The sequence below is a fragment of the Tenacibaculum sp. genome, assembly GCF_050290165.1.
In the GTDB taxonomy this organism is placed as follows: domain Bacteria; phylum Bacteroidota; class Bacteroidia; order Flavobacteriales; family Flavobacteriaceae; genus Polaribacter.
Window position 1 is genome coordinate 304,822 of the sequence record NZ_JBNKHD010000015.1, and the last position, 26,308, is coordinate 331,129.

General features: G+C 31.3%; 28 protein-coding genes and 1 tRNA gene. 14 read left to right on the forward strand and 15 right to left on the reverse strand.

Features of this window, described 5'->3' with window-relative positions:
- Nucleotides 1-28: 28 nt before the first annotated feature.
- The 4 genes from ACQY6M_RS12580 to ACQY6M_RS12595 all read left to right on the forward strand — a co-directional run bounded on the left by ACQY6M_RS12580 (nucleotide 29) and on the right by ACQY6M_RS12595 (nucleotide 3,480).
- Complete coding sequence (locus tag ACQY6M_RS12580; RefSeq protein WP_428742236.1) at nucleotides 29-1,921, forward strand: tetratricopeptide repeat-containing sensor histidine kinase; 1,893 nt, start codon at nucleotides 29-31, stop codon at nucleotides 1,919-1,921.
- A 6-nt stretch (nucleotides 1,922-1,927) separates the two neighbouring features.
- On the forward strand, nucleotides 1,928-2,569 hold the full coding sequence (locus ACQY6M_RS12585; RefSeq protein ID WP_428742237.1) for a response regulator: 642 nt from the start codon (nucleotides 1,928-1,930) through the stop codon (nucleotides 2,567-2,569).
- Between the two features lie 108 nt (nucleotides 2,570-2,677).
- Nucleotides 2,678-3,019 (forward strand): zinc-ribbon domain-containing protein, encoded by a 342-nt coding sequence (locus ACQY6M_RS12590; protein WP_428742238.1) that lies wholly within the window; start codon nucleotides 2,678-2,680, stop codon nucleotides 3,017-3,019.
- A gap of 41 nt (nucleotides 3,020-3,060) precedes the next feature.
- Nucleotides 3,061-3,480, forward strand: a complete 420-nt coding sequence (locus tag ACQY6M_RS12595) for a hypothetical protein (RefSeq protein ID WP_133536948.1) — start codon at nucleotides 3,061-3,063, stop codon at nucleotides 3,478-3,480.
- 121 nt (nucleotides 3,481-3,601) lie between these two features.
- Here ACQY6M_RS12595 and ACQY6M_RS12600 read toward each other — a convergent pair whose 3' ends face one another.
- The 10 genes from ACQY6M_RS12600 to ACQY6M_RS12645 all read right to left on the reverse strand — a co-directional run bounded on the left by ACQY6M_RS12600 (nucleotide 3,602) and on the right by ACQY6M_RS12645 (nucleotide 12,965).
- Nucleotides 3,602-4,600 carry a hypothetical protein gene (locus tag ACQY6M_RS12600; protein ID WP_428742239.1) on the reverse strand — a complete coding sequence of 333 codons (999 nt, stop codon included), beginning with the start codon at nucleotides 4,598-4,600 and terminating at the stop codon, nucleotides 3,602-3,604.
- 9 nt (nucleotides 4,601-4,609) lie between these two features.
- Nucleotides 4,610-5,329 carry an aspartyl/asparaginyl beta-hydroxylase domain-containing protein gene (locus ACQY6M_RS12605; RefSeq protein WP_428742240.1) on the reverse strand — a complete coding sequence of 240 codons (720 nt, stop codon included), beginning with the start codon at nucleotides 5,327-5,329 and terminating at the stop codon, nucleotides 4,610-4,612.
- A 176-nt stretch (nucleotides 5,330-5,505) separates the two neighbouring features.
- Complete coding sequence (locus ACQY6M_RS12610; RefSeq protein WP_428742241.1) at nucleotides 5,506-6,648, reverse strand: geranylgeranyl reductase family protein; 1,143 nt, start codon at nucleotides 6,646-6,648, stop codon at nucleotides 5,506-5,508.
- A 52-nt stretch (nucleotides 6,649-6,700) separates the two neighbouring features.
- A complete protein-coding gene (locus ACQY6M_RS12615) occupies nucleotides 6,701-7,714 on the reverse strand; it encodes an endonuclease/exonuclease/phosphatase family protein (protein ID WP_428742242.1) in 1,014 nt (337 codons plus the stop codon).
- Nucleotides 7,715-7,723: 9 nt separating this feature from the next.
- Nucleotides 7,724-8,584, reverse strand: a complete 861-nt coding sequence (locus ACQY6M_RS12620; protein ID WP_428742243.1) for a rhomboid family intramembrane serine protease — start codon at nucleotides 8,582-8,584, stop codon at nucleotides 7,724-7,726.
- Between the two features lie 42 nt (nucleotides 8,585-8,626).
- The gene (locus ACQY6M_RS12625; RefSeq protein WP_428742244.1) at nucleotides 8,627-9,352 is read right to left on the reverse strand and encodes a rhomboid family intramembrane serine protease; all 726 of its coding nucleotides are present in this window, start codon (nucleotides 9,350-9,352) and stop codon (nucleotides 8,627-8,629) included.
- Between the two features lie 9 nt (nucleotides 9,353-9,361).
- The gene (mutL, locus tag ACQY6M_RS12630; protein WP_428742245.1) at nucleotides 9,362-11,218 is read right to left on the reverse strand and encodes a DNA mismatch repair endonuclease MutL; all 1,857 of its coding nucleotides are present in this window, start codon (nucleotides 11,216-11,218) and stop codon (nucleotides 9,362-9,364) included.
- Nucleotides 11,219-11,222: 4 nt separating this feature from the next.
- Nucleotides 11,223-11,501, reverse strand: coding sequence for a riboflavin synthase subunit beta (locus ACQY6M_RS12635; protein ID WP_428742246.1), 279 nt, complete (start codon nucleotides 11,499-11,501; stop codon nucleotides 11,223-11,225).
- A 175-nt stretch (nucleotides 11,502-11,676) separates the two neighbouring features.
- On the reverse strand, nucleotides 11,677-12,183 hold the full coding sequence (gene ribH / locus ACQY6M_RS12640) for a 6,7-dimethyl-8-ribityllumazine synthase (RefSeq protein ID WP_428742247.1): 507 nt from the start codon (nucleotides 12,181-12,183) through the stop codon (nucleotides 11,677-11,679).
- The gene (locus ACQY6M_RS12645; RefSeq protein ID WP_428742248.1) at nucleotides 12,183-12,965 is read right to left on the reverse strand and encodes a tetratricopeptide repeat protein; all 783 of its coding nucleotides are present in this window, start codon (nucleotides 12,963-12,965) and stop codon (nucleotides 12,183-12,185) included. The genes ribH and ACQY6M_RS12645 overlap by 1 nt, the downstream gene beginning before the upstream one ends.
- A 114-nt stretch (nucleotides 12,966-13,079) precedes the next feature.
- On the opposite strand from ACQY6M_RS12645, the gene recF reads away from it, so the two are divergent.
- Nucleotides 13,080-14,159 (forward strand): DNA replication/repair protein RecF, encoded by a 1,080-nt coding sequence (gene recF / locus ACQY6M_RS12650; RefSeq protein ID WP_428742249.1) that lies wholly within the window; start codon nucleotides 13,080-13,082, stop codon nucleotides 14,157-14,159.
- An 83-nt stretch (nucleotides 14,160-14,242) separates the two neighbouring features.
- Nucleotides 14,243-14,542, forward strand: a complete 300-nt coding sequence (locus ACQY6M_RS12655) for a DUF721 domain-containing protein (protein ID WP_428742250.1) — start codon at nucleotides 14,243-14,245, stop codon at nucleotides 14,540-14,542.
- Between the two features lie 32 nt (nucleotides 14,543-14,574).
- Here ACQY6M_RS12655 and ACQY6M_RS12660 read toward each other — a convergent pair whose 3' ends face one another.
- Nucleotides 14,575-15,312: a hypothetical protein gene (locus tag ACQY6M_RS12660; protein WP_428742251.1), complete on the reverse strand. Its 738-nt coding sequence runs from the start codon at nucleotides 15,310-15,312 to the stop codon at nucleotides 14,575-14,577.
- 79 nt (nucleotides 15,313-15,391) lie between these two features.
- Nucleotides 15,392-15,862, reverse strand: coding sequence for a DUF2938 domain-containing protein (locus ACQY6M_RS12665; protein ID WP_428742252.1), 471 nt, complete (start codon nucleotides 15,860-15,862; stop codon nucleotides 15,392-15,394).
- A gap of 64 nt (nucleotides 15,863-15,926) precedes the next feature.
- Here ACQY6M_RS12665 and ACQY6M_RS12670 point away from each other — a divergent pair, with 64 nt between their 5' ends.
- Nucleotides 15,927-16,301: a Fur family transcriptional regulator gene (locus tag ACQY6M_RS12670; RefSeq protein WP_428742253.1), complete on the forward strand. Its 375-nt coding sequence runs from the start codon at nucleotides 15,927-15,929 to the stop codon at nucleotides 16,299-16,301.
- 100 nt (nucleotides 16,302-16,401) lie between these two features.
- On the opposite strand, the gene ACQY6M_RS12675 is transcribed toward ACQY6M_RS12670, so the two are convergent.
- Complete coding sequence (locus ACQY6M_RS12675; RefSeq protein ID WP_028892988.1) at nucleotides 16,402-16,821, reverse strand: nucleoside-diphosphate kinase; 420 nt, start codon at nucleotides 16,819-16,821, stop codon at nucleotides 16,402-16,404.
- A 121-nt stretch (nucleotides 16,822-16,942) separates the two neighbouring features.
- On the opposite strand from ACQY6M_RS12675, the gene ACQY6M_RS12680 reads away from it, so the two are divergent.
- From ACQY6M_RS12680 to ACQY6M_RS12700, 5 genes are all read left to right on the forward strand, one after another.
- The gene (locus ACQY6M_RS12680) at nucleotides 16,943-17,971 is read left to right on the forward strand and encodes a DHH family phosphoesterase (protein ID WP_428742254.1); all 1,029 of its coding nucleotides are present in this window, start codon (nucleotides 16,943-16,945) and stop codon (nucleotides 17,969-17,971) included.
- Nucleotides 17,961-18,500: a gliding motility-associated peptidyl-prolyl isomerase GldI gene (gene gldI, locus ACQY6M_RS12685; protein ID WP_428742255.1), complete on the forward strand. Its 540-nt coding sequence runs from the start codon at nucleotides 17,961-17,963 to the stop codon at nucleotides 18,498-18,500. Before ACQY6M_RS12680 ends, gldI begins: the two co-directional genes overlap by 11 nt.
- Nucleotides 18,497-19,222 (forward strand): FKBP-type peptidyl-prolyl cis-trans isomerase, encoded by a 726-nt coding sequence (locus ACQY6M_RS12690; protein WP_428742256.1) that lies wholly within the window; start codon nucleotides 18,497-18,499, stop codon nucleotides 19,220-19,222. The genes gldI and ACQY6M_RS12690 overlap by 4 nt, the downstream gene beginning before the upstream one ends.
- An 89-nt stretch (nucleotides 19,223-19,311) precedes the next feature.
- A complete protein-coding gene (locus ACQY6M_RS12695; protein ID WP_428742257.1) occupies nucleotides 19,312-20,361 on the forward strand; it encodes a peptidylprolyl isomerase in 1,050 nt (349 codons plus the stop codon).
- Between the two features lie 2 nt (nucleotides 20,362-20,363).
- Nucleotides 20,364-20,936: a phosphatase PAP2 family protein gene (locus ACQY6M_RS12700; RefSeq protein WP_428742258.1), complete on the forward strand. Its 573-nt coding sequence runs from the start codon at nucleotides 20,364-20,366 to the stop codon at nucleotides 20,934-20,936.
- Between the two features lie 100 nt (nucleotides 20,937-21,036).
- Here ACQY6M_RS12700 and ACQY6M_RS12705 read toward each other — a convergent pair.
- Nucleotides 21,037-21,121: transfer RNA gene (locus ACQY6M_RS12705), tRNA-Ser, on the reverse strand.
- 284 nt (nucleotides 21,122-21,405) lie between these two features.
- Between ACQY6M_RS12705 and aroC the strand changes: the two genes are divergently transcribed.
- Complete coding sequence (aroC, locus tag ACQY6M_RS12710) at nucleotides 21,406-22,467, forward strand: chorismate synthase (RefSeq protein WP_428742259.1); 1,062 nt, start codon at nucleotides 21,406-21,408, stop codon at nucleotides 22,465-22,467.
- Nucleotides 22,468-22,523: 56 nt separating this feature from the next.
- Here aroC and ACQY6M_RS12715 read toward each other — a convergent pair whose 3' ends face one another.
- Nucleotides 22,524-23,363: a M57 family metalloprotease gene (locus tag ACQY6M_RS12715; protein WP_428742260.1), complete on the reverse strand. Its 840-nt coding sequence runs from the start codon at nucleotides 23,361-23,363 to the stop codon at nucleotides 22,524-22,526.
- 292 nt (nucleotides 23,364-23,655) lie between these two features.
- On the opposite strand from ACQY6M_RS12715, the gene ACQY6M_RS12720 reads away from it, so the two are divergent.
- Nucleotides 23,656-26,262: a S8 family peptidase gene (locus ACQY6M_RS12720; protein WP_428742261.1), complete on the forward strand. Its 2,607-nt coding sequence runs from the start codon at nucleotides 23,656-23,658 to the stop codon at nucleotides 26,260-26,262.
- Nucleotides 26,263-26,308 lie beyond the last annotated feature (46 nt).

A 26,308-nucleotide genomic window follows, 5' to 3' on the forward strand; every position in this document is an offset into this window, starting at 1 on the left:
TTGATAGTTAAAGTTGGTTAGAAAAAAAATGCAATTGAAAACAGAAACAGGTTGTTTAGGAAAAGCTAAAAGGACATTATTTGAAGTAAAACAAATGGTTGTAATGGCCTGTTTGTTGTTTACCTGTAGTGTGCTATCACAAACAGAAATGCAAAGGTTTAAAGCTTTTGGAGTGAATCCCACCATTCCCAACGATTCTCTTTTTGAAAATATAAAAAAAGCAAAAAACTTTACATCTAAATACCAAGCCACATTTGAATTGATAGAGTTTCACCAACAGAAAGGAAATATAGATTCTATTATATTCTATGGAAATAAGCTCTATACAGAAATTACAGATGAGAAATTAAAAGACAAAGAAAATTACATAGCTGAAATATCAAGTGTTATAGCTGAAGGAAAACTTGAAAAAGGACTTTTTGATGAGGCCTTAAAATGGTTTTTGCTTGGTATTGAAAACTCCAAAGAAAATAAGGATAGCGAATTATACATAAAAAACAGAATAGGGTTAGGAACTGTTAAGTTTATTAGAGAAAAAGAAGAAGAAGGAAAAGCAATTATTGAAGAATGTGTAGAGAAAGCTCCTAATGAAAAGCTAAAACATGACGCGCTTTTTGAATTGGGTTTTGTTTTTTATGCTAAAGGAAATCTAGAAGCAGCAAAGGAAAATTATAATAAAGCAAAAGTGTTTTATGTATCTGAAGGTTATACAAAGGAAGCGTTGAAAACCGACTTATTGCTTGGTAAAATCTTACAAAGAGAAAACAAGATAGAAGAAGCTTTAGATATATGTTATGCTGTTTTTAACCAATCGTTGTCTAGCGGTTTTTTCACCCTATATGCAAAAGCAGGAAATACGTTAGGAAGTATCTACTTACAGGAGAAAGATTATGAAAATGCTAAAAAAATATTATCTACCGTCTATATAAATTCTATTCAATGGGGAAATTTAGATATTGAGAGAAGAGCTATTTTAGGGTTACAAAACGCATATGCGAAGACAGAAGATTATAAAAATGCCTATTCTTTAATGACCCAATTGAACCGTTTGAACAATCAAATTCTAGAGATTCAAAACAAACAACAAGTAAACGAATTAGAAGTACAATACAAAACACTAGAACAGAAGCAAGAAATTCAACGACAAAAGGCAATGAAGAAGAATATATTGATAGGTTTTCTCATTGTATTAATACCTGTGTTAGGATTGTTGTATATGTACTACCAAAAATTACAAACACAGAGTAAGCTAACTAAAACATTAGAAGAAGTTAGTCAGCAAAAAATAACTACGTTGCTAAAAGATCAAGAATTAAAATTGGTTAAAGCTTCTTTAGAAGGACAAAATAATGAAAGGAAACGTATAGCAAGAGAATTACACGATAGTATTGGTGGTAATTTAGCGACTATCAAATTACAGCTCTCAAATAAAAATACATCAAAGCAAGAAAACCTTATTCAGCAAGTAGATGATACCTATAATCAAGTAAGAGAATTGTCTCATAACCTGATGCCTAAAAAGTTTAAAGACTCTGCGTTTACTTCAATAATTTCAGCGTATATCGATAATGTTAAAACACTATCGAAAGAGCAAATCACTTTACAAATACATCCAAAGGAGGAGATAGATGAAGTAGGTGAAAATTTAAAGGTAGAGCTGTATAAAATAATTCAAGAGCTATTAACAAATGCTTTAAAACATGCAAAGGCCACAGAAATAGATATTCAACTTTCTGTATTTAATAATAGTATAAAATTACTTTTTGAAGATGACGGAGTAGGTTTTGATCAAGAAAAGGTAAAATATGGTCTTGGGTTTCAAAATTTAAAAGATAGATTAAAAACCATTGAAGGTAATATTTTTATTAATGCTTTTCCTAACAGAGGTACTGTAATAGATATAGATGTTCCTTTAAATTAATGTGATATGACGTATAATATTATTTTGGTAGATGACCATAAGATGTTTTTAGATGGATTGTTAAGCATATTCAATAACGAAGAAGCGTACAATATTCTGCTAACGGCAAATAGTGGTGAAAATGTTATAAAATATATAGATTCAAACCCTAATCAACATATTGACATTGTCATTAGTGATATTTCCATGCCTGATATTGATGGTATTACATTAAACGACTACATAAAAAAGGAGCGCTCAGAGATTAAAACCTTGGTAGTAAGTATGCATACTGATACAAGTATGATAGATACACTAATTAAGAGTGATGTTGATGGGTACTTGTCTAAAAATGCAACACAATCTGAGTTGTTACAAGCAGTTAAAACTATTCTTAATGGTGAAAAATACTTTTCTCAATCGGTAAAACAATCCTATATGGATAATGTTTTTAATAAAGGAAAAGATACTATGGTAATGCTTACTAAAAGAGAGAAAGATGTGCTTAAACTCATTGCCGAAGAATATACTACACAAGAAATTGCCGATAAACTTTTTTTAAGTAAACATACAATTGAGAGTTATAGAAAAAATTTAATATCGAAATTGAATGTGAAAAACTTAGCGGGCTTAACCAAATATGCCATAAAACTAGGCTTAGTGGAGTAATTTTATAGAATACCCCTGAAAACAGGGTATTAACTTTCGCTAGTTTCAGGCTATTTTAAAAACAACTTCGAACGCATCTTTGTACCGTAATTATTAAGTAATAAAGTTATGGTCATTTTCGGATGGCGTGAAGCCAAAATAAATATACAGCCAATAAATAATCACAGTTGTAATTATTGCAATACACCAGAGCGATTGTTTATACAAGTAAACAGACTATATGTACATATATTTTGGATTCCTATTATTCCATTGCACAAAAAGACATATAGCATTTGTGGTCATTGTAAGTTAGAAATGAGCAAAAGCCAAATGCCTCCAGATTTACAGAAAAAAGCGAAAGACTGTAAGCAAATGAGTAAAACCCCTTGGTGGATGTTTTTAGGGCTTTTCATCGTAACTTTTTTTACGCTGTACATGTTTGCAACAGTACTTTTAATTCATAAATAAGTAAATAAATTAACTATAAACCATTTAAATTTTAATTAAACATGATTTACGGAATTTCATTAGTATTTTTAAGTATAGTGGCAGTACCGTCATTAATCTTATCAAAAAAGCCAAACGCAAAAGAATTACTTGAAAAAATAGAACCTTACCAAGGTTGGATAGGTCTTGTATTTTGTTTTTGGGGTATTTGGGGTATCATTTCAGCTATTTTAAACTTAGGTTGGTTAACTACAACTCCAATATGGTGGGGAACTTTTTTAGCAGGAAGTGTTGTTGAAGCAGGCTTAGGTTTTATGTTAGGATACGGAATGATTAGTAAACTATTCTTATCGAAAAATGCTGAAGCAAAAGAAAAAGCAGAACAATTGAGGGGGAAGATTGCACCAAAACAAGGGAAATTAGGATTATTAGGAATTGCAGTAGGAGTATGGATGATTGTTGCTTCTTTCATCTTCTTTTAAACTAATTATTTAAAGAAAAAGAAAAGAAAAAATAAAGATATAACATTGTAAACTAAGGTATAATAAGGTAGGGATGTGGGGTTTCTATCAAAAGATCAAAAACCTTGTTTGCAATGTTTTTTTATTCAACCTTAGTAGAAGATAGTTGTAAACTAAGTTTTGGATCTGTATCAATAATGTACTGAGAATCAATAATTATATCCTCATTATTGTTATTGCTGGATATCGCTTTGATATATTTAGGGGTAGTTAGTCCACTTTCGTTTACTTTTATTTTTATGTCTCTATATACAGTAATTTCTGTAATAACAACAATTTGATTTGCATTTGATAGTTCTTTCCTATCAATAATAGTTTGATTTTTAGTAAAAGTAAGTTTATTGGAGGCTTTATCAAGAGTCCAATCAGTTGAGTTCATAGTTTTTTTACAAACTTCAAATACATTATTAAGCTTTTTAAAGTGTTTTTCACCTGTTTTTAGACCAATATATAGAGCTATTTTTTCAGGTATGAAAATAGTATTAGAAGAAACTTGACTCATCAAATTATAATAGATAGAAACTTGTTGTTCCTTATCCAATGCTCTTAGCATGGTCTCACTAATTATAAGATTTGGGGTAAGATGGTTCGGGATTTTATACTTAGTTGCATCATCGTTAACTAACGTAATATTAACTGTGTTTAAACCCAGTTTTTGGATGACTTTTTCTAGTATTTTAAAGCTTATAGGGTTTATCTCTAATAAGGTATATTGTATGTTAGGTTTTAAGTATTTAATAATGATAGGAAGAAGAAGTGTTGCAAAAGGCCCAGTACCTGCATAAAGTATATGTAATGTCTTTTCTTGATGAATTTTTTCTTGAATAGCAATATCTATTCCTTTGATGAATTTTTTAGTTCGTGCAAAGTCATCAATACAAGAAGCCGCCCATAAAGTACCTATAGCGATACCATTTTCAAGATGAATAGAATCTTGAAAGTTTTCAAGGATTATATTTTCATTTGAAAGAGAAAGTAATAATTCTTTGTATTCTTTTGATGCTATTGATAACGCTTCGTAATCAAATGTGTCTTCAAAATATATTGATGTAATACGCTGTAACTCTTGTTTAAAATCCATGGATAGTTTTTAAAAATTAGGATTGTTTTGCTGTAGTTTTTGTTCTAATTCAATAATTAGTTGTTGAGAAACAGGTGCGTTCTGAAGTTTTAACTCTTCAATCATTAAGCGAATTGTTTTCGGAGATTCTATTTCTTCTTGTATGGGTTGAAAACTTTCTTTTGAAGCAAGTGAAAAAAATAAAGCATCAGACCATTCATTTCTTTCTGCATCAATAACCAAATGAATACGATCCTCTTTTCCGTGGTTAGCAACAGAATGTATAAAGTTTACATTGGTATACCAACATTCTCCAGGAAGCATGGCTAATTGCACACCATTTAAAATAAATTGAACCTCGTTATTAGTAATGATAGGAATGTGCAAACGAAAATTTCCATCTTCATAACCTAATTTATAATCACGATGAGGTTTTATTTCCGCTCCAGCACCTAATCTTAATAAACGAGCAGATAATATTGGACATTGAAAAGAATTAATAACTTCTTTAAAATATGTGCAATTATTCATTGCGGGAGTTTCTACAATTGTTTCATTACTGTTAGATAAAGCAAAAATATTAGAAGCATCACCTTTGCTTGAATATAAAGGAATTGCCTTCCATTTACCAACATAACCATTAGTATTAAAATGAGGGATCCAGTCTTGATTAACAACTAAAGAATAATCATGTAAAAGTTTAGCTGTATCAAACTGAAAAGGAAGTTGTAAGTGAGAAATAGGTGGCATGTTTATATTTTTATAACAATTGTAACTAACTTTTGTTCTTTATGAAACTGATACAAGTTACTTGAAAAATAGTAAATAATTAATTATGCTGTATTGAGTGTAGCTATTTTAAGTATGAGTGAGTAAGCTATTTATACTAACTAAAAAAGCAATCGTTACAGATTGCTTTTTTGTTTTTAAAATACTAGTTTTTTAATTCTTTGAGTAATTGTTTTCTTTATATCTGTTGGATAGCTTCTGTCTCCATGAAAAACATCAGCCATAGCTTCACTAAATTGTTGACCGTATTTTTTTAATAAAATATTTCTAATGCTTTTTTGCTCATAAAACCACTTAGAAAGCCATAAACCAGTTTGTATCTCAGGCAAGAGTTTTTCAGAAATTTTTTCTAGATATAATTTTTCAGCCAACTTAGGCTCTTTGTTAGCTTCAATAATAGCTTCGGCAGCTAGTTTACCACTATAAATGGCATTTGAAATACCTTCAGCAGTAATAGGATCAGCAAAACCAGCAGCATCACCAATTAAAAACACATTGTTTTTAACAAATCCATCAGTACGAGGAGCAACTGGAATTTGAAAACCGTGTTGTGATTCGCTAACAATGTTTGAAATTCCTAATGTTTTTAAATATTCTTGATAATATTCTTTCAAGTTAATTTTAGTTCTTCTTGCAGAAGCAACTCCAATGGATAAATGTTTTTTCTTAGGGAAGTTCCAAGCATATCCATAAGGAATTGCATCAATATCAAAACGAACTTCTTTTGACAAACGTTCAAAGTCTTCTTCAGAAACTTCTACCTCATATTCTAAAGCGGGAATTAATTTTCGAGTATCTTCTTTCCAACCTGCCATTTTTGCGGTTGGACTTAAAGCTCCGTCGGCAGCAATTACAAAATTAGCAGTGTAAGTACCTTGCGATGTATCTAAAGTAATAACATTATCAGAAAAAGAAAGACTTTTTAATTTATGATTTTCTAATAAGTCTGCTCCAAATTCTTTTGCCTTTTGAGTAATAAGGTTGTCAAAAGAATCGCGCATAATCATAGAAATCGTAGGTTCTTCTCTATGGGTTTTAAAGTGCAATTTTTCGCCTAAATAAATATCAACAGTATGAAACTCCTTTTCAACAACTTCGTCAATTTCAAAAGGTAAATTCTTACGTCCTCTAAATACAAATCCGCCTCCACAGGTTTTGTAGCGAGGTAAAGTTTCTTTTTCAATAATTACTGTTGAAATGCCTTTTTGAGCTAGATGAAAAGCAGTTGAAGCACCAGAAGGCCCACTACCAATAACGGCAACATCGTAATGTTTAATCATAGGTTAAATCTTTTGAATAAAAATACACTTTTATTTCAAAGAATAATAAAACCTACCAGCCTAAACGAGCCATAATAGGATAATGATCAGAAAGATTTATCTTGTTATATGTTTTGAATTGATTGATGGTAGCTTTTTCGTCAGTTAAAACAAAATCGATTCGCATAGGGTAGATATATCGGAAAGATTTACCTAAACCAATACCACATTCAATAAAGGCATCTTTTTTGTTTTTTGCCAGTTGTTTATAAGCCCAAGAATATGCGGTGTTATTAAAATCACCACAAACTATTTTTTTACCATTCCATGAATTTTCATGCTCTAAAATAAGATTGGTTTGATCTACTTGCTTTTCAAATCCGTTGGCTAAACGTTTAAATAAGCGTTCAGAATTTTTTTCACCAAAATTTTCTTTATTGGGATTAATTTTTAAGGATTCTAAGTGAACATTATACACTCTAATAGTGTCGTTGTTTTTTACGATATCAGTAAAAATGGTATTATTGGCACTTTTCTTAAAATCAAGTGATCCAGAGTTTATAATAGGGTATCTAGAATAAATAGCAAGCCCAAATTTATTGGTTGCCGATTTTGTTTTGATGTATTTATACGGAAGTTTTATATCTAATGATTTCGAATAATAAAACTCCTGTAAAGCAATTACGTCAGGACTTTGGCTATTGATAAACTCATAAATTTTTTGTTCAATAGTAGTATCCTCATTCCATTTGTAATAATTAAACATTCGAACATTAAAGCTCATAACTTTTAAGTCTTTGTTTAAAATGACTTCTTTATTTGAAAATTTTAGAAGCGGAGTTGAAATAAAGAGCCCTACCGATAATACAAGTAAAGAAAGTAATATATTCTTGTGAAGTTTTATAAGCCAATACACCAAAAAGAAAAGGTTTGTAAGTACTAAAAAAGGGACAAACAAACTGAAAACTGCAAAGGCAGGAATCTTTTTGGGTGATACAAAAGGAAGAATGTAAGAAAGTAATAAAGCAGTTGCTACAACTGAGTTGATAAAAAACAAAAGCTTGTTTACTAACGAGTTCCTTTTCATGTTTATGTATTAGTTTTTTCCTTGCTTAAATAAAAATTCTTTTTCGTCTTTACTTAATGTATCGTAACCAGACTTACTGATTTTATCTAAAATAGTATCAATTTCTTGCTGATTTTTTGTTTTATTAACGTTGCTTTTAGGTGTTTTATTACCAGACTTGTAAACCGTTTTTAGCTTTTTCTCTTTTTTAGTAAACACCTTTTTTAAGGAGTTGAAAACATCCAATTCTTTATTGCTAGCACTGCGTACATAAAAGAAACCAAATAAAGCACCACCTAAATGAGCTAAGTGACCTCCCGCATTTCCAGCAGGAATTTGAATAATGTCAACAGCAATCCAAATACAAGCTAATACCCATAGTTTTACAAAACCTATTAAAGGGAATTTTAATTCATAATTAGGTATATAGGTAGCAATACCAATAAAAATTGCAGAAATACCAGCAGAAGCACCTAACAAAACACTATTGTGAGCAACATTTTGTAAGGCAGGAAAAAAATTATAACTACCAACAAAAATGATTCCTCCAAACAAGGTTCCTAATAAGTAAAAACTAAGTAGTTGTTTAGGGGTAAAGTATTGCTGAAATAAATGACCAATATAAAATAAGGCAATCAAGTTTAGTAAAATGTGTAAAAAGCTGGTGTGTAAAAAACCATAGGTAATAATTGTCCATGGCTTTATTAGAAAATCATTAAAGTTGGCAGGTAATGCAAGCCACTCTACTACAAAGTTAGTTTTTGATTGAAACAAAAAACCAAAAGTATTGGTAATAAAAGCAAGCAAAAAAACAGCAAGGTTTATATAAATAAGCTTTTCTACAATACCAGCATGTTTAAATCGATATTTTAAGTTTTCTAATACATCCATTATACGTTATTTCTTTTTAAAAGATACTTACAAATCATTAAATTAACGAAACTTAAATTGATTTTTTTTCCAGTACCATGCAATGATAAAACCAATAACTGCCCCACCAACGTGTGCAAAATGTGCAATATTACCTATAGAGTATTTTGTCATACCAAAGAATAAATCACTTAAAATAATCAGCGGAATAAAATATTTAGCAGCTACAGGCACAGGGAAGAAAATTAAAGCTAGTTTAGCATTTGGATACGTTAATCCAAAAGCTACTAAAACACCATAAATTGCACCAGAAGCTCCAACAGCAGGAGTGTGATATAAGCTATAAAACTCACTCATAGTTTTGTTTGATAAGGTAATCAAACTGTCATTGTACTGTCCAGAATCTAAAATATTTTGAATTTCAGTAGGAGAAATTCCCATAGTAATTAATTGTTCGTAGATTCCATTAAATTGATAATAGTTTGCAAGTGTGTATATTAATCCAGCTCCAATACCAGCAGAGAAGTAAAAGAATAAAAATTTATTTCTTCCCCACATTTGTTCTAACGGAGTACCAAAAGCCCATAAACCGTACATATTAAAGAGCAAGTGCATTGTTCCACCATGCATAAACATGTGTGTTATGTATTGCCAAATGCCAAAATGTTCATTTTTTGGGAAATGTAAAGCTAACAGATTGGTTAAATCCATATGCAATAGCAGAGGGGCAAAAAACATAATCACGTTAATGATTATTAAATGTTTTATGGCTTGCGTTAATCTTGGCATAATTCTTTTTTATTTGTTAAAAATGGTATCAATTTCACTTAAAGCTAATGTTTTAAATGTTGATTTACCAAATGGTGAAATGTTAGGTTCCTTGCAAGAAAACAAATTGTTTACCAAGTTTTCTTGTTCTTTTAAACTTAACGAAGTTCCTGTTTTTATGGCTAATGATTTAGCAAATGATTTAGCCATAATATCAAAATGACTAAAACTAGTATCTGGTACTTCTAATTTAATATCGTCTAATAACTGCTCTAAAATAAAAGTAATTTGACTTTCAGTTATAGAGGTAGGAATTCCCGCAATTACTACACTTTCTTTTGTAAATTCATCAAACATAAATCCAGCACTTTCTAAATCAGACTTTATACTGTAAATCATTTCAATATCCGATGAAGAAAATGAAATGTTTACTGGAAATAACAATTGCTGACTACTAGCTTCTTTAACAGTAATGTTCTCTAAAAACTCTTCATATAAAACACGTTGATGTGCTAAGGATTGATGAATTAATACTACTCCAGATTTTATAGAGCTTAGTAAATATTTCTTTTGAATTTGAAAGGTTTTTCCCGTTTCGTTTTCTTGTTGAGATTCAAAAAGTTGTTCTTGTTGTATAGGTTCAACAGTATCTATATTTGTGTATAAAGCTTCCCAACTACCAGTATCTTTCTTAAAGTTTGATTGATAACTGTGTGTACTAGTATTTTTCGAAGAACTGTTAGTAATCGTAGGTTCGTCGTAGTTTGTTGTTTCCGTTTTAAACGGATTAAAAGTTGGGTCTACTGTAATCGGTGGAATCGAAGAACCACTTTTTTTACTATAATCGTAAGGAGTATCTAAAGTAGCATCTCTGTCAAAATCCAATACAGGAGCAACATTATATTGCCCTAAACTATGTTTTACAGTGGCACGTAAAATAGCGTATAAGGCTTTTTCATTGTCAAACTTTATCTCTGTTTTTGTCGGATGAATATTGATATCAATCGTATTCGGTGGTACTTCTAAATACAAAAAATACGATGGATGTGATCCACTTTCTAACAAACCTTCAAAAGCATTAACCACAGCGTGATTTAAGTATGAACTTTTAATGAAACGGTTGTTGACAAAAAAGAATTGTTCTCCGCGTTTTTTCTTAGCAAACTCAGGTTTTGCCACAAATCCATTAACAGTAATAATATCGGTTTGCTCGTTAATTGGAACTAGTTTTTCATTCATTTTAGTTCCAAAAATAGCAACGATACGCTTACGAAGATTGCTCTTTTTTAAATGGTAAACTTCGTTATTGTTGTGGTGTAATAAAAAAGAAATACTAGGATGTGCCAAAGCAACACGTTGAAATTCATCTATAATATGACGGGTTTCAATAGCGTCTGATTTTAAGAAGTTACGACGTGCTGGAATGTTAAAAAATAAATTTTTAACAGCAATACTCGTTCCTTTTGCTGTTGATATTACTTCTTGAGAAGCAATTTCACTTCCTTCAATTTTTATTTGTGTACCCAGTTCATCATCTTCCTGCTTTGTTTTTAATTCAACATGAGCAATTGCCGCAATTGAAGCTAAAGCCTCTCCACGAAATCCTTTGGTATTTAAGTTGAATAAATCTTGAGCTTCTTTAATTTTTGAAGTAGCATGACGCTCAAAACTTAAGCGAGCATCGGTAGGACTCATTCCTTTACCATCGTCAATTACTTGAATCAAAGTTTTTCCTGCATCTTTTAAAAGTAAAGTAATTGAGGTAGCACCAGCATCAATAGAGTTTTCAATCAATTCTTTTACCACAGAAGCAGGTCGTTGCACCACTTCACCAGCAGCAATTTGATTCGCAACATGATCAGGAAGTAACTGTATGATATCTGACATTTAATTATTTTTTAGGGAAAAAGATTGAAAGATCGAAATCGATTAAAAACAAGAAGATTAGCGTTAAAATCAGCGCAATAATAACAACAGTCTTGTTTAATCGGTATCCTGATTTTTTTAAGTCATCAAAAGCAGCATTAAACTTTCCTTTTAAATTCTTTTTCTTTCCAATAGTAGTTCTGTAATCATCAAACTTCTGTTTAATCTCATAAGGGTTTCCTTCTCCTTTGTAATAACGAGGTTTGTAATCGAACTTTTTATTTTCTCTTTTGATAATTCCCATAAAAATGTTGCTTCATTTATAGCTTAAGCGGTACAAAAATCACACCAAATAAGACGAAATTCAAAGTTACTGAATTATAGACAGGTGGTCAAAATTTATAAATAAATTAAAGTTAAAAAAGAAGCGAGAAACCTTTTAAGATTTCTCGCTTTATATTCTATTGTTTTAAAAGAAATTAAAATCCTAATGAGTTAGATGTGCGTTCTTGGTTTTTAATAGCGGCCATTTTAATAGCAGCCACAGCACACTCAATTCCTTTATTTCCTAGTTTTCCTCCAGAGCGGTCGATCGATTGCTGTTTAGTGTTATCAGTCAATACACAAAAGATTACTGGAACATCGTATTTGATGTTTAAGTCTACTATTCCTTGTGTTACTCCTTCGCATACAAAATCGAAATGCTTGGTTTCACCTTGAATAACATTACCAATAGCGATGATAGCATCCAATTTTTGGGTTTCAATCATTTTTTTGCAACCGTATACTAATTCGAAACTACCAGGAACATCCCAAGAAACAATGTTTTCTTGCTCAGTACCACAGTCTAGTAAAGTTTCAATTGCACCTTTATGAAGGTTTTTGGTGATTTCAGGATTCCATTCTGAAACAACAATCCCAAATCGAAAAGGTTTCGCATTTGGGATTGAAGCTTTATCGTAATAAGATAAATTTGTTGTTGCCATTATTGAGCGTATTTAGCACTGTTGATATATTTTTCAATATCTCTACCTTGATCGGTATCAGCATATTTTTCTTTAATGGTTGTGTATAATTTTTCAGCTTTACTGTACTCTTTTAAATCCATAGCAATCTGAGCTGCTTTGAATAAGAATAAAGGAGTTGTAAATTGATTGTCTTTTTTGTTCGCTGCTTTTTCATAGTAGTCTAAAGCATCTTTTGGTTGGTTAATATCAGCAAAAGCATCACCAATAGCTCCTAAAGCAGCAGGTCCTAATAATTCGTCGTCAGAACTAAAGTTTCCTAAATACTCGATAGCTTCTTCGTATTTTTTCATTCTTAAGTAAGAAATACCAGCGTAGTAGTTTGCTAAGTTTCCAGCTTTGGTTCCGCTAAATTTATCAGCAATATCAACAAAACCGTATTTTCCATCACCACCTTCTAAACCAAGAGTGTATAAAGAATCAGCAGCAGCTCCAGCAGATACATTTGCTTTTTCAAAGAAAGTACGTGGGTAAGCTAATTCGTTAGAAGCTTCTTTTTGTGTTGGTTCAGCAATAAATTTATTATAAGCTAAGTACACTAAAATTAAAGCTGCAATAGTTACCAATCCGTAAAATAATGGCTTGCTATTTTTTTCAATCCATTGTTCTGATTTGTTCGCAGTTTCGTCTAAAGTATTAAATACTTCAGCAGTAGTACTTTGCGTTTCATCAAATGTTTCTTCTACTTCTTGTGTAACCTTTTCTTTCTTAGGTTTAAAACCTCTTTTTTTGTATGTAGCCATAGTTGCTTAAAAAATTAGTGGCGACAAAAATAGTTTTTTTAATTGGATTTTAAAAGTCGTTTTTTCGTAAATTTTCGATAATTTGCGCATTCTTTTTTGAAACAACGCTTATTCATGTATTTGCAAAAAATATCATTGGTGAATTTTAAAAATATCGAATTGCAAACTTTTGATTTTCAGAAGAAAATAAATTGTTTTGTAGGGAATAATGGTATTGGGAAAACCAACGTATTAGATGCAATTTATTACTTGTCTTTTGCGAAAAGTTACTTCAATTCGGTTGCAGGTCAGAATATTCGTCACGGTCAAGATTTTTTTATGATTGAGGGTGATTATTTGCTAAATGAACGACAAGAAAAAATTGTTTGCTCTTTAAAAAGAGGGCAAAAGAAGGTTTTGAAACGCAATGGTAAAGCATATGAAAAGTTTTCTGAACATATTGGTCAATTACCTTTGGTTATTATTTCTCCTGCAGATAGAGATTTGATTGTAGAAGGAAGTGAAACACGTCGTAAATTTATCGATGGAGTAATTTCGCAACAGGATAAACAGTATTTACAAGCTTTAATTTCGTACACTAAGATAGTAAGTCAGCGAAATGCTTTACTAAAATATTTTGCAGCAAACAGAACATTTGACGCTTTAAATTTAAAGGTGTACGACGAGCAGTTAATTGAATACGGAACGGTTATTTACAATAAGCGAAAAGTGTTTTTAGAAGAATTTGTGCCTATTTTTAATGTTAAGCACCAAATTATTACTGGAGCTAATGAAGAAGTAAATTTGCGATACAAAAGTCAGTTACATGAGGTGTCTTTGAAAGATTTACTGGTGCAAAATTTGGAGAAGGATAAGATATTACAATATACATCAGCAGGAATACATAAAGATGATTTAAGTTTTGAAATAGGGGAGCATCCTATAAAAAAGTTTGGTTCACAAGGACAGCAAAAATCATACTTAATAGCATTAAAATTAGCACAGTTTGAGTTTATTAAACAGCAATCTAATGTCACACCAATTTTGTTGTTGGATGATATTTTTGATAAGTTAGATGAACATCGTGTAGCACAAATTGTGGATTTAGTGAATAGTGATGAGTTCGGACAAATTTTTATTACTGATACACATGCTGATCGTACAGAGGAAGTTATTAAAAAGAGTAATCAAGAGTATCAGATTTTTAAATTATAAGGTGATTACAAGAAAGTATGACGAAGTAATTTTTGAATAATTAGCTTGCAATTCTTGTTGGTTATGATAAAAAGATAAAACAAATGGCTAAAAGAGAAAATGACAGTTTTTCCATAAAAGACTTAATGGGGAGTTTTATTCAAGAGAATAATAATTTGAAAAAGGGTTTTCAGAAAATTCATATTGATGAAGCTTGGGAAAAATTGATGGGAACAGGTGTTGCTTCATATACAAGCGAAGTAAAACTACAAAATGGCACTTTAATTGTTCGTTTGTCTTCTTCTGTATTACGTGAAGAGTTGAGCTATGGAAAAGATAAAATTATACGCATGATTAATGAAGAAATGGGGGAGGAACTTGTAAAAAAAATAATGCTAGTTTAGTCTAGGGTTTGTAATGTGTTAAAATAGAGTGTTTATTTTAAAAGATTTGTTTCTGAGCCTGTTAGTGTTTTAATTATTGTTTTTGCGATTTCTATTGAAATTATTTCGCTTAATGCAAGGTCAATAAATTTACCTTTGATTATTTCGAACCAATTCTTTTTGTTTACTCTATTTGTTAACTCTTTTAATTCATCAATTTCGTCAAAGATTACTTGTTGGCCATAGTTTTGTTTTATTAACATCTCTTTTAATTCTAAAAGTTGTTCTTCTATTTTATCGCGGCTTTCGTGTGAGAAATAATCGCAATCAGATACTATGTTGCTTTCGTAGATATACCATAAAAACAAATCTTTAAAGGGGGTTAGGAAATAGTTATTAAAAGTCCTCTGATATTCATGGAAATCTCTTCCTTTATCATACCAATACCTTGATAATTCGATATAATGAGGTGTTGATTTTTTTTCCTGATTAAACTTTGTTAAAATAGTAAAATAAGCAAAAGCCCCTTGTATATCTGGTGTAAGTAAACTTTGGATTATAACTCGTTTTTCTGAACTTTTGATATTATTAAAATCAGATGGTAGTTTTGTTTTGATTTCGGAGTAATCATTTTCTATTCTTTCAAGAATTCTATTTGAAATATCCTGATGTTTTAAAAAGTATATTAGTTGGGTAAGCTTGTTTGAGACTTCTGAAAATTCACAATATTCAACATCTGAAATATAGTCTTTGAATTTGTTTTCTAGTTCGTTTAGTGTTAATTGTCTCATGTGTTATTAAAGTAAATTATAAAGAGTGAATTCTTTTTTACAAGTGTATTAATCGATAGCTAAAATATTCAATATTATGCTAAAAAAGCATAGCTGTTAAATAGATTCCTAATCCGAAAATAAAATGAGTAACTAGGCTTTTAAAACGTGCTATGTTTGCATTTGGTAGTTTAGAAGCTGCTATTCCAATTCCAAAAGAAGGTTGCATGATGAAAAATGGAGCAACTACAGTTGTTAAACCAATAATAATTGCAGGTTGTAGTGTTGGTGTGTTAAGCCAATCTTTACCATATATGATAACAAGAAGAAATGTAAAGGTGATGCCAATTAGGTAATGCGCTATCCAGCCAATGATTAATTCGTTAGGGAAAGGTTTGGTGTTGAAAATTTTATCGTGCTTAAGCTTACCTTTGGTAATATAACCTAGCCATCTTCCAACAAAACGATAATCTAAAGATTTTATGTTGAAAAGACTTAAAAGGTATGCCCAAACATCCATAGTTAATGTAGCTCCAATTCCGATAATGATAATTTGTAATGTATGATTCATGCTGTTATTTTTTGGTAAAGATATACTTTTTTATTATTATTGCAACATAATCGCATTAGATAAAATGAAAAGAAGAAATACACTACATTCGAATGAGATTTATTCTTTGTTAAAGGACTCTAAATTGGCATTAAGCCATGAAATGATTCAAGAGAAAATGACGAGTAAAGCAGATAGAGCAACAGTTTATAGGGTTTTAAATAGATTGTGTGATGATCGTGTGGTTCATAAAATAATAGGAGATGATGGAAAACAATACTTTGCTTTCTGTGTAAAATGTGAAGAGAAAAGGCATAAACACAATCATTTTCATTTTAGATGTATTGTATGTGGTAAAGTAGAGTGTTTAGAAGGAGAGGTAAAAGTGACGTTACCCGAAAAGTATGTGCTAGAAAATTTTAATGGTATAGTGTCGGGTACTTGTTCTAGCTGTGCTTAGTAAAGTTGAAGTTAACTAAGTTGTTAATTAGATTAAAAGAATAAAAAAACTCGTTACATAGTAACGAGTTTTAAATATGAGTTGTTCTCTATGTGGGAAATTAAAACATTTCTCTACCAGAGAAGTGGAAAGCACCTTCGATAGCTGCATTTTCATCAGAGTCAGAACCGTGTACAGCATTTTCTCCAATAGAAGTAGCATATAACTGACGGATAGTTCCTTCAGCAGCTTCAGCTGGGTTAGTAGCACCAATTAAAGTTCTAAAGTCTTCAACAGCGTTGTCTTTTTCTAAGATAGCAGCGATGATTGGTCCACGAGTCATGAATTCTACTAATTCACCAAAGAAAGGACGCTCGCTGTGTACTCCGTAAAAAGTTTCAGCATCACGCTTAGTCATTTGTGTTTTTTTCATAGCTACGATTCTAAATCCCGCAGCATTAATTTTTTCTAAAATTGCACCAGTGTGTCCGTTTTCAACAGCATCTGGTTTAATCATTGTAAAAGTTCTATTTGTTGCCATTATTAAATGTAATAGTTATCAGTAAATGATAAATTCCTTAATTGTTGTTGTTTATGCGTGCTCTACATAAATCGGCGCGAAATTACATAAATTTTTTAATTTAATTGTATCTTCGCCTCCTATGATTTTAAAACACTTTACAGAATTACAAGAATTCTTATCGAAACCTAAAAGCATTGTGATTGTTGGGCATAGAAATCCTGATGGAGATGCAATTGGTTCAACGTTAGGATTAAAACACTATTTTGATAAAAAAGGACACACTACTCAAGTGTTAATGCCAAATGAATATCCTGAGTTTTTACATTGGGTGCCAGGTTCAGAAACAGTAAAGCGTTTTGATCGCCAAAATAGCCAATCGGTAAAAGCATTATCAAAATCAGATATTGTTTTTTTATTAGATTTTAATGCATTGCATAGAGTAGGAGGAGATATGCAGAATACTTTAGAGCAATACGAAAACGATTTTGTATTGATAGATCATCATCAACAACCAGATGATTTTACATATATGTATTCAGATACAGCAATGTCATCAACCTGTCAAATGGTATATAATTTCATAGAAATGATGGGGGATGTTGAGTTGATTGATAAAAATATCGCGACTTGTTTGTATACGGGAATTATGACAGACACAGGTTCGTTTCGTTTTCGTTCTACAACGAGTACAACTCATAGAATCATTGCAGATTTGATAGATAAAGGAGCTGAGAATGATAAAATTCACAGCAATGTGCATGATTCAAATTCTTACAATAGGTTATTATTGCTTGGTCAAGCGCTGAGTAATATGAAAGTATTACCAGAGTATAAAACAGCATTTATAACTCTTTCTGAAGAAGAAAAGAAACGTTTTCATTACGAAAAAGGAGATACCGAAGGAATAGTTAATTATGCTTTATCATTAAAGGGTATAGTATTCGCAGCTATTTTTATAGAAGATGAAGAGCAAGGAATTGTAAAAATATCTTTACGATCTAAAGGAAGTTTTTCTGTAAATCAATTTGCAAGAAACTATTTTGATGGTGGAGGGCATGATAATGCTGCTGGTGGAAGAAGTGAGGATAGTATGAAAGATACGATAGCGCGATTTAAATCGTTATTACCTAAATATCAACACGAATTAAAAAACTCATATGAAGTATAGGTTATTACTTTTTATAAGTGTTATTACTGTTGTGATTTCTTGTAAAGAGCCAGAAGCAAGAAGACCTAAACAACATGGAACAACAAATTTTTATCATGAAGTTGTAAAGAAAAATAAAAGACTAAACGCTTTAGAGAAAAAGTATTTAGAAGAAAGGATTGCGCATGATACAGTAAGGCAATACCTAACTTCAGCTAATGGGTATTGGTATACCTATGTAAAAAAGGATACTCTAAACGCAGAATCTCCTAAGTTAGAGGATGTAGTGCAAATTATATACAATATTGCTGATATAGATGGGAATATTATATATGAAAATGAAGAACGAACTTATAAGATAGACAAAGAAGATTTTATTCCAGCATTACAAGATGGAATAAAGTTGATGAAAATAGGAGAAACTATTACATTTGTGATTCCATCGTACAGTGCTTTTGGGGTTACAGGTGATGGAAATAAAATAGCTGTGAATCAGCCAATACAAAGTACACTAACATTAATCGATATAAAATCAAAAAAAGAAGAATGAAATTAACCAATATTTTAGCAGCAACAGTTGTAGGTTTATCAATTGTTTCATGTAGTAACGGTCAGTTCAAACAAAAAAGTTCATTAACGTCTGAGGTAGATTCTGTAAGTTATGCATTAGGTTTAGACATGGCAACTAAAATCAAAGTAAATTTTGATGAGATGGATCAAGATTTATTTGTACAAGGATTTAAAAACGGAATGGACTCAACGAATTTATTAGTAGAGACTAAAGATATCAATAACATCTTAAGAGCATTTTTTCAGAAGAAGCAACAAGAAAAAATGAAAAAGATGCAAGAAGAACAAGCTAAAAAAGCTGAAGAAGAATTTGCTGATAACAAAAAAGTAGGAGAGGATTTTTTAGCTGAAAATAAAACTAAAGAAGGAGTAAAAACTACTGATAGTGGTTTACAATACATTGTATTAAAAGAAGGAGAGGGAGAGTCACCAAAAGAAACTTCTCGTGTAAAAGTTAACTACCACGGTACTTTAATTGACGGAACTGTTTTTGATAGTTCGGTAGAAAGAGGTGAGCCAGCAGAGTTTGGAGTAAATCAAGTAATTAAAGGATGGACAGAAGGTTTGCAATTAATGAAACCAGGTTCAAAATACAAGTTTTTCATTCCTCAAGAATTAGCTTATGGTTACCAAAAAAGAGGTCAACATATTAAGCCTTTCTCAGCTTTAGTTTTTGAAGTGGAGTTATTGAAAGTACAATAATAAAATATAAATATATGAAAATCAATTAGGTTAGTGCTTGTTGCTAACCTAATTGATTGTTTATAAAAGAATCATAAATATCAAGATAGATGAAATTAATTAAAGTTTTAGTAGCTGTTACGGTATTATTTACTGCTTGTAAATCTGCTAAATACCCTAATTTAGAAAATGGGCTGTATGCAGATATTCAAACAAACAAAGGAGATATTTTAATAAAGCTACATAGTGAAAAAGTGCCTATGACGGTTGCTAATTTTGTGTCTTTGTCTGAAGGAGATAATCCAAAAATGGTAGACTCGTTAAAAGGGGAGCCTTTTTATGATGGGACTAAATTTCATCGTGTAATTAAAGATTTTATGATCCAAGGTGGTGATAGAACAGGAACCGGAGGAGGAGATGCGGGTTATACATTTGCAGATGAGTTTCCAATAAATGATGAAGGAGAATTGTTATACAAGCACGATGGGCCAGGGGTCTTGTCTATGGCAAATTATTCTAAACCCGTTACTAATTCTAGTCAGTTCTTTATTACACATAAAGCTACTCCATGGTTAGATGGAGGACATTCGGTTTTTGGTCGCGTTTTAAAAGGACAAGATGTAGTAGATACTATTGAGAAAAATGACTTCATTGAACATGTTGAAATTTTAAGAGTAGGAGATAAGGCTAAAAATTTTAATGCACCGGAAGTTTTTGAAGAAGAGTTAGCAAATGTTGAAAAGAAAGAAGCTGAGCGTAAGCAAAAATTAGAAGAACTAAAGAGGAAGTATCAAGAAGAACAAGGAATTAATGAAGCAATTACCACTGATTCAGGATTGAAGATTTTATCCTTACAAAAAGGAAACGGAAAACAAGTAAATCCAGCATTGCCAACGACTGCTCACTATACCTTGTATTTAACTGATGGACGAAAAATAGATTCAAGTTTAGATAAAGGTGAGCCATTTGTTTTTACGGTTGATGACGAAAATTTTCCGTTAATTGCAGGATGGAAAGAAGGGGTAAAAACAATGAGCGAAGGGGATAAAGTACGTTTATTCATACCTTCGTATTTAGGGTATGGAGATCAAAGAGTAGGGCCAATTCCTCCTAAATCAGATTTGATTTTTGAAATAGAAGTATTAAAAGTAGGAAAATAGTTTTGATAGAAAATATACTACAAAAAGATAGCGAGCTATTAGTTTATCTTAATAATTTAGGAAGTGAACAATGGGATGGTTTTTGGTTAACTATTACGAATCAGTTTACTTGGACGCCATTGTTTGTTTTAGTGTTGTTTTTAGTATTTAAACAATTTGGTTGGAAGAAAGGAGTATTTACATTGTTGTTTATTGCTGTAATAGTTGCTTTCTCTGATCAGTTTACCAATTTAGTTAAGAATACAACAGAAAGAATCAGGCCTTGTAATACAGAAAGTTTAAAAGGATATTTAAGAGAGTTTACTTATAAGCCAAGAGGCTATAGTTTTTGGTCGGGACATGCTTCATTATCTACAACAATAACCATGTTTATGATTTTGTTGTTAAAAAAGCATTATAAAGCTATTTACTTTATGGTTTTATTTCCTCTAATATTTGGATATAGTAGAATTTATTTAGGAGTACATTTTCCTGTTGATGTCACTAGTGGGTATATTTCAGGGGTAATTTTTGGAGTTTTATTTTATAGAGTATATATTTTTTTACAGAGTAGAATACGTTTTATACAGGTATAACTAACAACGACATATTATAGAAATAAAAAAAAGCTTACCCCGGTAAGCTTTTTTTCTTTAATCCCCTAAAAAAAAGTCCGAAGCTTTCGCTTCGGACTTGCGGAGAAAGAGGGATTCGAACCCCCGGTCCTGTTACAGACAACGGTTTTCAAGACCGCCGCATTCGACCACTCTGCCATTTCTCCTGACTGCCTCATCAGGTATTTCCTGATTGCGGATGCAAATATATGACCTTTTTTCAATTCTAAAAAAGTTTTTGAGTACTTTTTTCAAGAAAATTTGATTAAAAATAAAATAAAAAACATAACTGTTTTTATATCAGTAAGTTTTGGTTTTTGATGAAAATAAAAAAAATAGAAAATATCTAAAATTACTACTGTAAACAGTGTTTTTGATACTAATTATAGGTATAAAAAAGATAGTTTTTTATCAAATTAAACTCTACCTTCGTCCTGTTAAATCATAAGATATGTTTAATTCATTCGGAAATATTTTAAAGTTAACTACTTTTGGTGAATCTCATGGAACAGCAATAGGAGGTGTTATTGATGGGTTCCCTGCAGGAATGGAAGTTGATTTCGAAGCGATTCAGTACGAATTGGATCGTCGTAAGCCTGGACAATCAAAAATTGTAACACAACGCAAAGAACCTGATACAGTTGAATTTTTATCAGGTATTTTTGAAGGAAAGACTACAGGAGCTTCTATTGGTTTTGTAATAAAAAACACCAATCAAAAAAGTAAAGACTATAATCACAATACTGATGTTTACCGTCCTTCTCATGCCGATTATACTTATGATAAAAAATATGGAATAAGAGATCATAGAGGTGGAGGAAGAACTTCAGCTCGTGAAACAGCTAATTGGGTTGTGGCGGGTGCATTAGCAAAGCAATTAATTCAACATATTAATATCAATGCGTTTACATCGTCAGTTGGAGATATTTTTATAATGAAGCCGTATCAAGAGCTAGACTTTTCTAAGACAGAAACTAATATTGTTCGTTGTCCTGATGAAAAATCTGCTGAAATTATGATTGATAAAATCAATGAGATACGCAAAGCAGGAGATACTATTGGAGGGACGATTACTTGTGTAGCGCAAAATGTACCTGTTGGTTTAGGTGAACCAATTTTTCACAAACTTCATGCTGAGTTAGGCAAAGCAATGTTATCAATCAATGCTGTAAAAGGATTCGAGTTTGGTAGCGGTTTTTGTGGTGCGAAAATGCAAGGATCTGAGCATAATGATATTTTTAATACAGATGGTACCACGCAGTCTAATTTATCAGGAGGTATTCAAGGAGGAATTTCTAATGGAATGGATATTTATTTCCGTGTAGCGTTTAAACCTGTAGCTACTATAATGCAAAATCAAGCAACAATTAATTCAAAAGGTGAAGTTACAGATATTCATGGAAAAGGGCGTCATGACCCTTGTGTGGTTCCTAGAGCAGTACCTATTGTAGAAGCGTTGACAGCCTTAGTATTAGCAGATTTTTGGTTGTTAGATAAAACTAGAAAACTATAAAAAATAAAACCCAGATAACTTTTATCTGGGTTTGTTTTATAAGAATGTTTTAAATCTTAGTAAAGAGTTAACATTGCATTTTTATCATTATTATTAAATGTTATTGCTGGTCCACAAGATTGCATAATAGAAGTTGAATCTGATCCTGTAGGTGTACCATTAATGTGGATAGCTCCAACTCCAGCACTACCTTCGTTAACATTCTGTCCACAGCTTTCACGTGTTTGGTAATCTGTATGTCGGAAACCAATACAATGTCCGATTTCATGTGCCATTGTACCAGCAAGTTCATTAACAGTAGGAGCGATTGATAATTCAAACCATCTACTGTTTATTCCAAAACCTTTAGCAGGATCTCCTCTTCTAGTAGGGAAACCAGCAGCTCTACCTAGTGTAATATATCCACCACTTTCTAACTCATAAAATTCTGTAACCTCAATATCAGCTTGAGACTTTCCTTTGCCTCCAAAAGAAACTCTTTGATATGTTAATTGAGAACCTAAGTTGTTCAACATGCTGATTGTCTTATCTAAAGCATTAGATCCTAAAGTTCCTAAGTCTGGAGAAACACTTACAGTAATAACTCTAGGTAAACCAGTTACTAAATTAGTAGTTCTGTAATGTTCGGTGTTTGGAATTTGAGAACCTTCACCCAATTCATCAATTTGAGCAAAAGTAAAGAACATGTCCTCTACAGCTACACCTTGTTCTCCCATGAAGGTTGTTACTTTAGCAGAAGAAGTTTGAAAATAAGCAGCTTGTAATTTTGAAGCTATTTCAGGAGTGATTTTACTAATTTCATTGGTAGGAGTGTTGTCCTCAGAGTTACACGCAGCAAAGAAAACAACTGCGAAAGCTACTACACTTAGTAATAGCGATAATTTTAGTTTTTTCATTTTTTGAAGGGTTGATTTTTTAAAATTTGATGATAAATGTATGTTTTTATAATGAAATACGCAAAAAAAGTGTTTTATTTGTGCGAATAGTATATGTTTTATGAGAGTTTTTTTTCTTTTTTTATGTAGTGTTTTTTTTACCTTTAAGGTATACTCCCAAGTTGATTTTCCTCTGAATGTTAAAAAAATTGAACCAAAGAAATTAGATAAAAAGATATTGAAAAAAAAATATTATCTAATCAGTAAAAAAGACTTTATTTTAAACAAAAAATCGATAAATATTATAAGAAAATTGGATAATAATTTTTTTATAGTAACTAAAAAAGAGGGAGTTAACAGTTTTTCTTTCAAAGGGGATTTGTTTGATGTAAATAATAATTGGAAACTGTCAAACAGAAGTGCAGAGTTATCTAAGAAGAAAAATAAAAGGGTAAAAATTGTAGTAAAAACAATTAATTCAGAAAGTTTTTTGAAAGAAGTAGCTGGGAAAAACCTAAATATTAAAATATTACATAGGTATAAAGACCTTTTAACCTTAGAAGTATCTTCAAATGAGATATCCAAAATAGCTTCATTGTATCAAAGTGTTTATATAGATACACAACTTACCCCTCAGCCAGAAGCCATTCCGATAGAAAAAGTAGACTTAAGTGTAAATAATGTATATAAGGCTCATAATGACTTTAAAACAATCAATGGAGAAGGAATTACGGTCTCTGTAAAAGAGTTATTGTTTGATATTGAGGATATAGATTTACGAAAAAGAATAAAATTATACGGTAACGAAGCTACGGATGTTTCTAGTCATGCTACTTTAATGGCAACAACTATAGGGGGAGCAGGAAATACCTCTTACGATTCTAAAGGCGTTGCTAACCATAGTTATTTATCATCATCAGATTTTAGTACCCTATTGCCTGACAATGATGCTTATTATAAAGACAATACTATTTTTACTCAAAATCATTCTTACGGAACAGAAATAGAAAGTTTTTACGGGGCTGAAGCTAATGCCTATGATCAGAGTACAATAGATATTCCTGAGTTACTTCATGTGTTTTCTTCTGGTAATCTAGGGGAATCAACTCCAGAAGAAGGAAACTATCAAGGAATAAAAGAGTATGCTAATATGACAGGAAATTTTAAAATGGCTAAGAATGTTTTAGTTGTTGGTGGTGTGAATAATGAATTAGCTATAAACTCTAGAAGTTCTAAAGGACCTGCTTATGATGGGAGGGTAAAGCCAGAGTTAGTGGCTCACGGACCAGATGGAACTTCAGATGCGGCAGCTATAGTTTCTGGTATTGCAGCTCTGTTGCAACAGAAATATAAAGAGGGTACGAATGTATTACCTCCTTCTTCGTTAGTAAAGTCATTATTAATTGCTGGAGCTGATGATGTTGGAGCTAAAGAAATTGATTTTAAAAGCGGTTATGGTAATGTAAATGCATCTAATAGCTTGAATATTTTAGAAGAAGGAAGTTATATCAATGATATAGTTTCTAGTAATGAAGTTAAAGAATATTCGATACCTATTAATGCAACAACTCAAGAAGTAAGGATAGCTTTAGTTTGGAATGACGTTCCAGCAAATATCAACGATAATATAGCCTTGGTTAATGATCTTGATTTAGAAATGAGTAAAGATTCCAATACGTGGCTTCCATGGGTTTTAGATGCTTCACCGTTCTTAGTTTCTCTAGAAAAAGAAGCTATACAAGGAGAAGATCACATCAACAATGTAGAATTAATTACAATTAATAATCCTGAAGAAGGAACGTATAAATTGAAGGTAAAAGCAAACTCACTGACAACTTCTTCACAATCATTTTCTGTCGCGTATTTTTTTCAACCTAAAAATGTATTTAAATGGAACTATCCAAGTAAGAACGAACAATTACCTACCCAAACAGATAAGTATATAAGATGGACTAATAATCTGGGAACTTCAATAAGTAAAATAGAATATTCGGTAAACAATGGAGGTTGGACTGAGGTTGAGAACTCAACAAATGTTTCGAATCCATTTTTGCTTTGGAATATCCCTGATATAAATGGTGTAGTACAATTAAGAGCTTTAATCAATGGAGTTTATTATACCTCTGATGAGTTTGTTGTATCTGATATTATTACCCCTACAATAGATTATAATTGTGATGAGAATATTCAATTTAGTTGGGGAGCAGTTCCCAATGCAACTGCTTATGATGTGCAATTTTTAGAAGATGCTTATATGCATACTAATGTTACACTAAATGAAACGAGTGTAGTTATACCTAAAAGTACATTTAAAACACCATATATATCTATAACTCCTGTTTTTGATGTGGAAAAAGGAATTAAAGGGCAAACAATAAATTATGATTTGCAATCTATTTACTGTTACTACAAGAGTTTTTTAGCTTTCATAAAAAACGAAAATATTGTTGACATACGATTAAGTTTAAGTACTTTGAAAAATGTGACATCTGTTGTTTTTGAAAAGACTTTAAATGGAGATACTGAAATAGTAAAAACTTTTTCAAATCCTAATACTCAAGAACTTCAGGTAGATGATAATGATGTTTTAGGAGGTGAGAATGAATACAGAGCCCGAATTATTTTAAATGACGGTTCAGAAATTTATACAGATGCTATAAATATAAGTTTCCCTTTTGATAACACATTAAAAATATATCCTAACCCCGTAATAGCTTCAGAAGGGATGTTCATATATTCAAGAGGAAATGATTTAAGCGTAGAAATTACGGATGTTACAGGGCGAATAATCTATACCAATAAATTACAAAAAATCAGACAAACTGTTCCTGTACCAAATTTTAAAACAGGTTTGTTATTTGTTCGTTTGCTAAAAGATGGACGTCAAATAGCAGTTAAAAAAATACTGGTGAAACCTTAAGTAGATTGATAAATTTATCAACATTAACATTTTTGTGTTTTCTTTT

What these genes read in the sequence shown, in the direction of transcription:
- ACQY6M_RS12665 (WP_428742252.1), bottom strand. Translation starts at nt 15,862, where the DNA reads ATGAATCATACATTACAAATTATCATTATCGGAATTGGAGCTACATTA.
- mutL (WP_428742245.1), bottom strand. Translation starts at nt 11,218, where the DNA reads ATGTCAGATATCATACAGTTACTTCCTGATCATGTTGCGAATCAAATT.
- ACQY6M_RS12645 (WP_428742248.1), bottom strand. Translation starts at nt 12,965, where the DNA reads ATGGCTACATACAAAAAAAGAGGTTTTAAACCTAAGAAAGAAAAGGTT.
- ACQY6M_RS12660 (WP_428742251.1), bottom strand. Translation starts at nt 15,312, where the DNA reads ATGAGACAATTAACACTAAACGAACTAGAAAACAAATTCAAAGACTAT.
- ACQY6M_RS12600 (WP_428742239.1), bottom strand. Translation starts at nt 4,600, where the DNA reads ATGGATTTTAAACAAGAGTTACAGCGTATTACATCAATATATTTTGAA.
- ACQY6M_RS12590 (WP_428742238.1), top strand. Translation starts at nt 2,678, where the DNA reads ATGGTCATTTTCGGATGGCGTGAAGCCAAAATAAATATACAGCCAATA.
- ACQY6M_RS12675 (WP_028892988.1), bottom strand. Translation starts at nt 16,821, where the DNA reads ATGGCAACAAATAGAACTTTTACAATGATTAAACCAGATGCTGTTGAA.
- ACQY6M_RS12655 (WP_428742250.1), top strand. Translation starts at nt 14,243, where the DNA reads ATGGCTAAAAGAGAAAATGACAGTTTTTCCATAAAAGACTTAATGGGG.
- ACQY6M_RS12715 (WP_428742260.1), bottom strand. Translation starts at nt 23,363, where the DNA reads ATGAAAAAACTAAAATTATCGCTATTACTAAGTGTAGTAGCTTTCGCA.
- ACQY6M_RS12690 (WP_428742256.1), top strand. Translation starts at nt 18,497, where the DNA reads ATGAAATTAACCAATATTTTAGCAGCAACAGTTGTAGGTTTATCAATT.
- ACQY6M_RS12585 (WP_428742237.1), top strand. Translation starts at nt 1,928, where the DNA reads ATGACGTATAATATTATTTTGGTAGATGACCATAAGATGTTTTTAGAT.
- recF (WP_428742249.1), top strand. Translation starts at nt 13,080, where the DNA reads ATGTATTTGCAAAAAATATCATTGGTGAATTTTAAAAATATCGAATTG.
- ACQY6M_RS12670 (WP_428742253.1), top strand. Translation starts at nt 15,927, where the DNA reads ATGAAAAGAAGAAATACACTACATTCGAATGAGATTTATTCTTTGTTA.
- aroC (WP_428742259.1), top strand. Translation starts at nt 21,406, where the DNA reads ATGTTTAATTCATTCGGAAATATTTTAAAGTTAACTACTTTTGGTGAA.
- ACQY6M_RS12625 (WP_428742244.1), bottom strand. Translation starts at nt 9,352, where the DNA reads ATGCCAAGATTAACGCAAGCCATAAAACATTTAATAATCATTAACGTG.
- gldI (WP_428742255.1), top strand. Translation starts at nt 17,961, where the DNA reads ATGAAGTATAGGTTATTACTTTTTATAAGTGTTATTACTGTTGTGATT.
- ACQY6M_RS12595 (WP_133536948.1), top strand. Translation starts at nt 3,061, where the DNA reads ATGATTTACGGAATTTCATTAGTATTTTTAAGTATAGTGGCAGTACCG.
- ACQY6M_RS12635 (WP_428742246.1), bottom strand. Translation starts at nt 11,501, where the DNA reads ATGGGAATTATCAAAAGAGAAAATAAAAAGTTCGATTACAAACCTCGT.
- ribH (WP_428742247.1), bottom strand. Translation starts at nt 12,183, where the DNA reads ATGGCAACAACAAATTTATCTTATTACGATAAAGCTTCAATCCCAAAT.
- ACQY6M_RS12580 (WP_428742236.1), top strand. Translation starts at nt 29, where the DNA reads ATGCAATTGAAAACAGAAACAGGTTGTTTAGGAAAAGCTAAAAGGACA.
- ACQY6M_RS12620 (WP_428742243.1), bottom strand. Translation starts at nt 8,584, where the DNA reads ATGGATGTATTAGAAAACTTAAAATATCGATTTAAACATGCTGGTATT.
- ACQY6M_RS12615 (WP_428742242.1), bottom strand. Translation starts at nt 7,714, where the DNA reads ATGAAAAGGAACTCGTTAGTAAACAAGCTTTTGTTTTTTATCAACTCA.
- ACQY6M_RS12695 (WP_428742257.1), top strand. Translation starts at nt 19,312, where the DNA reads ATGAAATTAATTAAAGTTTTAGTAGCTGTTACGGTATTATTTACTGCT.
- ACQY6M_RS12610 (WP_428742241.1), bottom strand. Translation starts at nt 6,648, where the DNA reads ATGATTAAACATTACGATGTTGCCGTTATTGGTAGTGGGCCTTCTGGT.
- ACQY6M_RS12680 (WP_428742254.1), top strand. Translation starts at nt 16,943, where the DNA reads ATGATTTTAAAACACTTTACAGAATTACAAGAATTCTTATCGAAACCT.
- ACQY6M_RS12605 (WP_428742240.1), bottom strand. Translation starts at nt 5,329, where the DNA reads ATGCCACCTATTTCTCACTTACAACTTCCTTTTCAGTTTGATACAGCT.